Here is a 6,118-nt window from a genome sequence, read left to right as displayed (position 1 = left end):
ACGGCCATATCCTTCGCTAAACCCTCGGCTATATCTTTCGATAAATTGATCGCAGACCCGATCCGCGCAACCATTCGCGCCTAGGGTTGGCTAGCGGAACTAGCCATAACTGCATCAGACCGTCGAACCAGGAAGCCGTTCGGTACTCGTGTGGATAAGATCATCCAAGATATTTGAGGAGGAACGCACGCAGGCCGTGGGTAATCACATTAGCCCCAAGCCACACGCCTTCAGCGACCCGGTCAGGCTAGGGCGTCTTTGTCAGGCCATGTTCATCGAGGGGGCGCGGGTGCTGGGTTATACGGGGGAGGCGCTCATGCCCAAAGAAATCCAGGAGCAAGTCTTTTTGGCCGCCACCTTGATCGCCGACGGGCTGGGCCAGCTGCTCCAGAACCAGGACGACGCCGAGCAGGAGGTAACCGGCTAGGGGTCCAACTCACCAACGACCCCCCATCGGTTGACCGTCGTTCTACTAGAGAGTCTGAGACAGAGGAGCGAGGTGACTATGACGCGGTTTCACGTCTCGACCACTCACCGCTGGTCGCGCCGACAAGTCCAAATCGACGGTCGCACCTTCTTTCACCGGCAGTGTCTAGTTTGTCGGAGGGACTTCGCGAGACCCTCGGATGACGGAGAATGGCGAGCAGTCCACGTCGGCGTTCTGAGCCTCGATTTTCTGGATGATGAGACCACACGACGTTGGGTGTCCGAAGACTGTCCCGGACGTCAACTGCCGGGCGAACAAAACAGCGAACGCATCCAGCCAGGAGGAGAAGTGCATGGCAACGCTCAACGCGGAGCCGGTACTAGAGAAGAACCTAGACCTTGAACCTGGACGATTTGGCGCGAAACTAACCACTGTAGAGGTGGCGAAACACCTGAAGGTTCATCCATCGATGGTCTGTAAGATGGCCAAGCGCGGTGAACTGCCGGGCTTTAAGATCGGCAGCGCCTGGCGGTTCGATCATGGACAAATTCAAGAATGGATGAGATCTCGCATGCACGGACTTGAGGGGTGAGGGCTCCTGAGGTTGCGAATCACTATCAGTCGCGCTTGATGGTCCGCGCGGTGACCTGCGCATTCAGCCCCGTTAACCCTGCTATGGAACCGGCTCGTTGCAGGCCCTTTTGACGTGGTTTTCGGGACGGTGCTTTCGCTCGACCTTACGCAAACAGCCCGTCACGATCTGATCGTTTAGAAGCGGGAGTTGGGCACAGGCAGGCCGGCGATCTGCGAATGCGCACGAAAGATGGTACCCTTCAGATCGCGATTGTCGGAGTTGTCGGCTGTGACCACGTAGAGGTCGCACATATCAGTGCCGCCGAATACGAGGCTCGTTACGGTCTTGGCAGGCACCTTTATCCGCTGGTCAAGCATACCGTCACTCTTAAAACGCACCACTTCGCCCGCGCCAAAAACAACGGCAACCCAGACACCACCCTCGGCATCGACCGCGAGCCCGTCAGGCATACCTTCGGGAAGGCGCGCAAACAATCTGCGATCGCCCACCGTGCGGTCCGAACGCACGTCGTAGACCCATACTGCGCGAGTGGTCGAATCGTTATGGTAAAGCAACTTGCGATCGGGACTGAAGCCTAGACCATTAGTTACTTCCACCCCTTCCCAGAGCTTGGTGGTCTTTCCTGGCGGATCGATGCGGAACAAAGAACCCGGCGGCGGCGTGCTCTTGAAATCGAACTGGTTAATGTCGATGCCGAAGGTCCCGCCCCAAAGACTGCCCTGATCGTCGATTGTCAAGTCATTCATCCCGAACAGGGGTTTGCCCTCCCATTGAGAGAAAATGTCGGTAAGGCTCCCGGTCTTTTCGTTCCAGTGGCTGACCGTCGCGCCCGTGACGATCAATCCACCACCTTGATTCAAAGCGATACCGCCGACCATCTTGCGCCCCGCAATGAGAGTTTCGATGGTGCCGTCGGGGCTGCGGCGAAAGACCCCACCGCCGCGCGCGTCGCTGTAGTAAAGGCGATTGCGTTCGTCGATGCGCGGGCCTTCAAGCAGTCCGTATCCAGTTGCCAAGGTTTCGAATTGCAAAATTGTCGTCCTCTCGCAGCGGTTGAAAAAATACTTCAACCGGATCGCTATCTTGACGCTCGCTCCGCTTCGTTTCTATAGGTCGAACAGCCTTCCTCGGCAAGCTTTCAGCCTTTATACGCGCGTGGGTTGCTGTGTGCGAATCAGACCTTGACGAAAATCAGGGTCGATTCGCCCTCGTCCGATGCCGGCTCCGGAACATGGATCGTCACGAACCCACAACCGATCAAACGATGGAGCTACAGAGCGACCTTCGCGAGGCGGTCTAGTTTCGCGCGATAATCACCGACGCCGAATAACGGTTCTACAGCGCTCACCTCGACGATGCGCTGGACACCTATACTGGCCATCGCAGCTATAATCTCCTGCGTCTGCGTACGCGTATCGGGCAGCGCGATCATGACCGTGATGTCAAGCTTGCGGAAGTCGCGGCCGGCTTTGTCGCACTCCTCCCTGAGTCCGGCTAGCTGCTTTCGCATGTAATTTACGGCTCTGTCGGCTTGGAAGCAGACAGGATTGTAACCATCACCCCAGCGCGCGACCCACCGGAGCGCCCGCTTGTCGGTACTGCCGATAAGGACCGGCGGTCCCGGCTGCTGCACAGGCTTGGGATTGACCACGATATCCTCGAAATCGACGTACTTGCCGTGGAACGAAGCGGCCGCGGTAGACCACAGAGCTCGCATAGCTTGTACGTATTCTTCGGCCTGGGTCCAACGATGGTCGAAATCCGAGCCGAGCGGGATCGCTGCTTCCCGCAGCCATCCTGTCCCCACTCCGAGGATCACCCGCCCCCCTGAGATACGATCGAGCGTTGCGATCCGCTTGGCGGTTGCGAGCGGCGGATGTTCGGGCACCAGCAATACCGAGGTCCCGACACGCAGCTTTTTGGTAGTGGCCGCCGCCATCGCAAGCACGATGAACGGTTCGGGGAAGTGAGCGTAGTGATCGGGAATGCGTCCGTCGCCTGCGGGAAATCGCGTCTTCGGATCTGCGTGAAAGAGCATGTGATCGCCGACCCACACAGATTCAAGCCCCAGCTGTTCGCATTCGCGCGCGAAGTCCCCCGGGTTCGGCGCGGAGTCATCGACACGCTTGTAGATCATCGAAATGCCAATTTTCATATTTGTTCTCCTTGGAGTAGCTTGCGTCGATATTCCGCATACTGCCTACTACCACGCTACTCCGTCTTCTTGCACCGACGGCGGAAATGTAGGAAGCACCATCTGACGTGTTTCATGCATGACCAGGTTCGTTGGATAACCGCCTCACGCGAACTGGCTTGAGGAGGAAAAAGAGCCCAGGGGAAACAGCGGTCATGGGGCCAGGCTTGACGAGGATGGCAGCAACCACGTCGCACCAGCGCGCTCGGCTTTGCCGCGGAGGTCGCCCTCCTCGTCTTGGCGAAAGACGGACTCAAGCAGTAGTTCCAGGAATATTCGCCCTTGCAAACGAGACCGAGCTGCTTTGCGGCATCCCGGGAATGCTTCCGATTCCTCCCTGTGAGCTCAGGAAAACGGTAAAGAACTTGTCAGCTATCTTTCACGCCCTTGAAGCGTAGGGTAGCGACGCGAGATAAGGACCAATGTAACGCGCGCGACGGAGGCCAAGATGTCTAAAGCTATGCCCCAAAACCTTACCGGTGTTCGCGTTCTGGACATTACGCAGTATATAGCAGGTCCCACTCTGGGCCGTATTCTTGCCGATCTTGGCGCCGAGGTGGTTAAGCTCGAGATGCCCCCGAGCGGCGAATATTCCAGGCTCGGTGGTTATCCACCAAGAGTGGAGGGACAATCACCCGGCTATATCTACTACAATCGGGGCAAACGCAGCATCTGCATCGACTTTAAGCAGCCCGAAGGTGCGGCGATCGTCGTCGAATTGGCGCGGCACTTCGACATAGTAATCGAGAACTATACTCCCGGAGTACTAAGTAAGTATGGTTTGAGCTACGAGGCGTTCAAGGCGATCAATCCTCGGGTTATCATGTGTTCGATTTCGGGCTTCGGCCAGACAGGTTCGCGCGCGAATCGACCAGGAAACGATATGACCGCGCAGGCGCTCTCGGGCTTGCTGCATCTAACCGGAACTGAAGACGGCACGCCGGTTTATCCCGGGATGTACCTCGCCGACGGTGGCGGCGGTGTAAACGGCGTCGCAGCGGTTCTGGCCGCGCTTTACTATCGGGAACGGACCGGGATCGGCCAGTATATCGACGTAGCGCTCTACGAATGCGTCTTCCACATCCACGACGTATTTCTTATGCAGAATCTTTTCACCTATGGCGACTACAACCCGGGACCTACCGGACGTCATCGCCCTGGAGCCACACCGTGCGGGTTGTTCCCGACCAGCGAGGGATGGATCATTCTGACCGTGTTGAACCATCAATGGGAGCCCTTCACCAGGGATATTGGCAAGCCGGAGCTATTTACAGACGAGCGCTTCAAGACCTACTACGCACGATGGAACAATAGGCACGCGCTGGCGGAAATTATTGAAGAATGGCTTCATTCCTTCGGTAGCCGCGACGCGGCGCTCAAGTTCCTCTCGGATCGCCACTACCTGTCCGCGCCGGTGCTCGATCTGCGCCAGACGGTCGAACTGATCAAGAATGAGGGGCGGGGAGCGCTACAGGCGCTGGAGGTTCCCGGCTACGGCGAAATCGACCTGCCCAAGGTACCGTACCTCTTCTCCGAGACCAAGGTCGAGTTTCAGCCGATTCTATCAATGGCCGGTGAAGACAATCGTCAAATTCTGCGCGAATACCTAGGCTACAGTGAACAGCGCCTCGATGAGCTGGAGTCCGCCGGCATCTTGGTCGAAGATTCCGAACTCGCGGAAATCCGCCAGCGTGCAAAGTAACTGAAGGCGTAGATTGTCCGGTCGATGAACTCTGTGATAGCGATTGGCAAAACCTCTCGCGCGGTTGGTGCAGCGTCGCAACTACCCGGCAACCGCGACGAGAGCCTCGGAGGATTCGATTGCCATGGCAAATGCGCCAAGGATGCTCGAGGGCTATCGCGTTCTCGATTTTACCCAATTTGTGGCCGGACCAACTTGCACGCGCCTGATGGCCGAGCTCGGCGCGGAGGTCGTCAAGCTGGAATTGGCCCCCGGCGGCGATCGCATTCGCGACGCCGGCTTCAAGCCGCGCAGCCACAAGTCCAGCAGCCACAGCACCTACTACATGCAACACGATCACAGCAAGCTCAGCCTTGCAATCGACATGAAGCAGCCGGGAGCACGCGAGCTGGTCATGTCGATGATCCCAAAGTTCGACGTATTAGTAGAGAATTTTGCGCCGGGGGTGATCGGGCGGATGGGCTTTTCTTACGAGGACGTGAAGAAGGTCAACCCCAAGATCATCATGTGTTCAATCTCGATGGCCGGCCAAACCGGACCGCTATCCAGCAAGGCGGGCTACGATACGATCGGACAGGCCTACGCGGGAATCACTGATAACCTCGGCGAAACGGATCGCGCTCCGGTGATGATCGGAATGGCGATCGGTGACGTCTCAACCGGGGTTGCGGCGGCAATGGCGACATTCGCGGCCTTGCTGCATCGAGAGCGCACCGGCGAAGGGCAGTACCTCGATGCGTCGCTGATCGACACCTATTTCCACATGCACGAACTAAATGTGCCAAAGATCGCGCTGGCGGGAGATCGGGTGCGGCCCAAACGCGCTGGATCTCAGGCCGATGGACCTGGACCAGCGGGCAACTTCCGCTATCGCGACGACCAATACATCATGATTCTGCTGGCGGTGCATCAATGGCCGCAGATGGTCCGCGCGATGGGTAAACCCGAGCTCGCGACCGATCCCCGCTTTCAGCGTGCACGGGATCGACAAAAGAACCGCTTCGAGCTTCAGTCGATAATTGAGGAATGGCTGGCGACCTTCCCCACACGCGAGGATGCGATCGCCGCCATGGACAAAGAACGGGTCCCATGCGCGCCGGTTCTCACTCTTAACGAGGCTATCGCGCATCCGCATCTCAACGAGCGCAAAACCGTGCGTTGGGTCGAAGATCCTCTTTTGGGAAGAGTAGCGATACCCGC

The 6,118-nt window shown here is 57.9% G+C and carries 6 protein-coding genes; 4 read left to right on the top strand and 2 right to left on the bottom strand.

Translation table 11 applies throughout. The features are described from left to right. The first annotated feature begins 196 nt into the window (after positions 1 to 196). Both VGI36_20315 and VGI36_20310 read left to right on the top strand, forming a co-directional pair. On the top strand, positions 197 to 427 hold the full coding sequence (locus VGI36_20315; protein ID HEY2487495.1) for a hypothetical protein: 231 nt from the start codon (positions 197 to 199) through the stop codon (positions 425 to 427). A 352-nt stretch (positions 428 to 779) separates the two neighbouring features. Further along, on the top strand, positions 780 to 1,019 hold the full coding sequence (locus tag VGI36_20310) for a helix-turn-helix domain-containing protein (GenBank protein ID HEY2487494.1): 240 nt from the start codon (positions 780 to 782) through the stop codon (positions 1,017 to 1,019). Between the two features lie 176 nt (positions 1,020 to 1,195). On the opposite strand, the gene VGI36_20305 is transcribed toward VGI36_20310, so the two are convergent. Both VGI36_20305 and VGI36_20300 read right to left on the bottom strand, forming a co-directional pair. Continuing rightward, positions 1,196 to 2,053: an SMP-30/gluconolactonase/LRE family protein gene (locus VGI36_20305; protein ID HEY2487493.1), complete on the bottom strand. Its 858-nt coding sequence runs from the start codon at positions 2,051 to 2,053 to the stop codon at positions 1,196 to 1,198. A gap of 239 nt (positions 2,054 to 2,292) precedes the next feature. Continuing rightward, the gene (locus VGI36_20300) at positions 2,293 to 3,177 is read right to left on the bottom strand and encodes an LLM class F420-dependent oxidoreductase (GenBank protein ID HEY2487492.1); all 885 of its coding nucleotides are present in this window, start codon (positions 3,175 to 3,177) and stop codon (positions 2,293 to 2,295) included. A gap of 487 nt (positions 3,178 to 3,664) precedes the next feature. On the opposite strand from VGI36_20300, the gene VGI36_20295 reads away from it, so the two are divergent. Together VGI36_20295 and VGI36_20290 are read left to right on the top strand one after the other, a co-directional pair. Next, complete coding sequence (locus tag VGI36_20295) at positions 3,665 to 4,918, top strand: CoA transferase (GenBank protein ID HEY2487491.1); 1,254 nt, start codon at positions 3,665 to 3,667, stop codon at positions 4,916 to 4,918. Positions 4,919 to 5,042: 124 nt separating this feature from the next. Continuing rightward, a partial coding sequence (locus tag VGI36_20290; protein HEY2487490.1) for a CoA transferase occupies positions 5,043 to 6,118 on the top strand: 1,076 nt, incomplete at its 3' end.

The sequence above is a fragment of the Candidatus Binataceae bacterium genome (genome assembly GCA_036495685.1).
In the GTDB taxonomy this organism is placed as follows: Bacteria; Desulfobacterota; Binatia; order Binatales; family Binataceae; genus JAFAHS01.
The sequence above is the reverse complement of the archived record's forward strand: the minus strand, read 5'-3'. Positions and strand labels throughout refer to the sequence as shown.

What these genes read in the sequence shown, in the direction of transcription:
- VGI36_20300 (HEY2487492.1), bottom strand. Translation starts at nt 3,177, where the DNA reads ATGAAAATTGGCATTTCGATGATCTACAAGCGTGTCGATGACTCCGCG.
- VGI36_20310 (HEY2487494.1), top strand. Translation starts at nt 780, where the DNA reads ATGGCAACGCTCAACGCGGAGCCGGTACTAGAGAAGAACCTAGACCTT.
- VGI36_20295 (HEY2487491.1), top strand. Translation starts at nt 3,665, where the DNA reads ATGTCTAAAGCTATGCCCCAAAACCTTACCGGTGTTCGCGTTCTGGAC.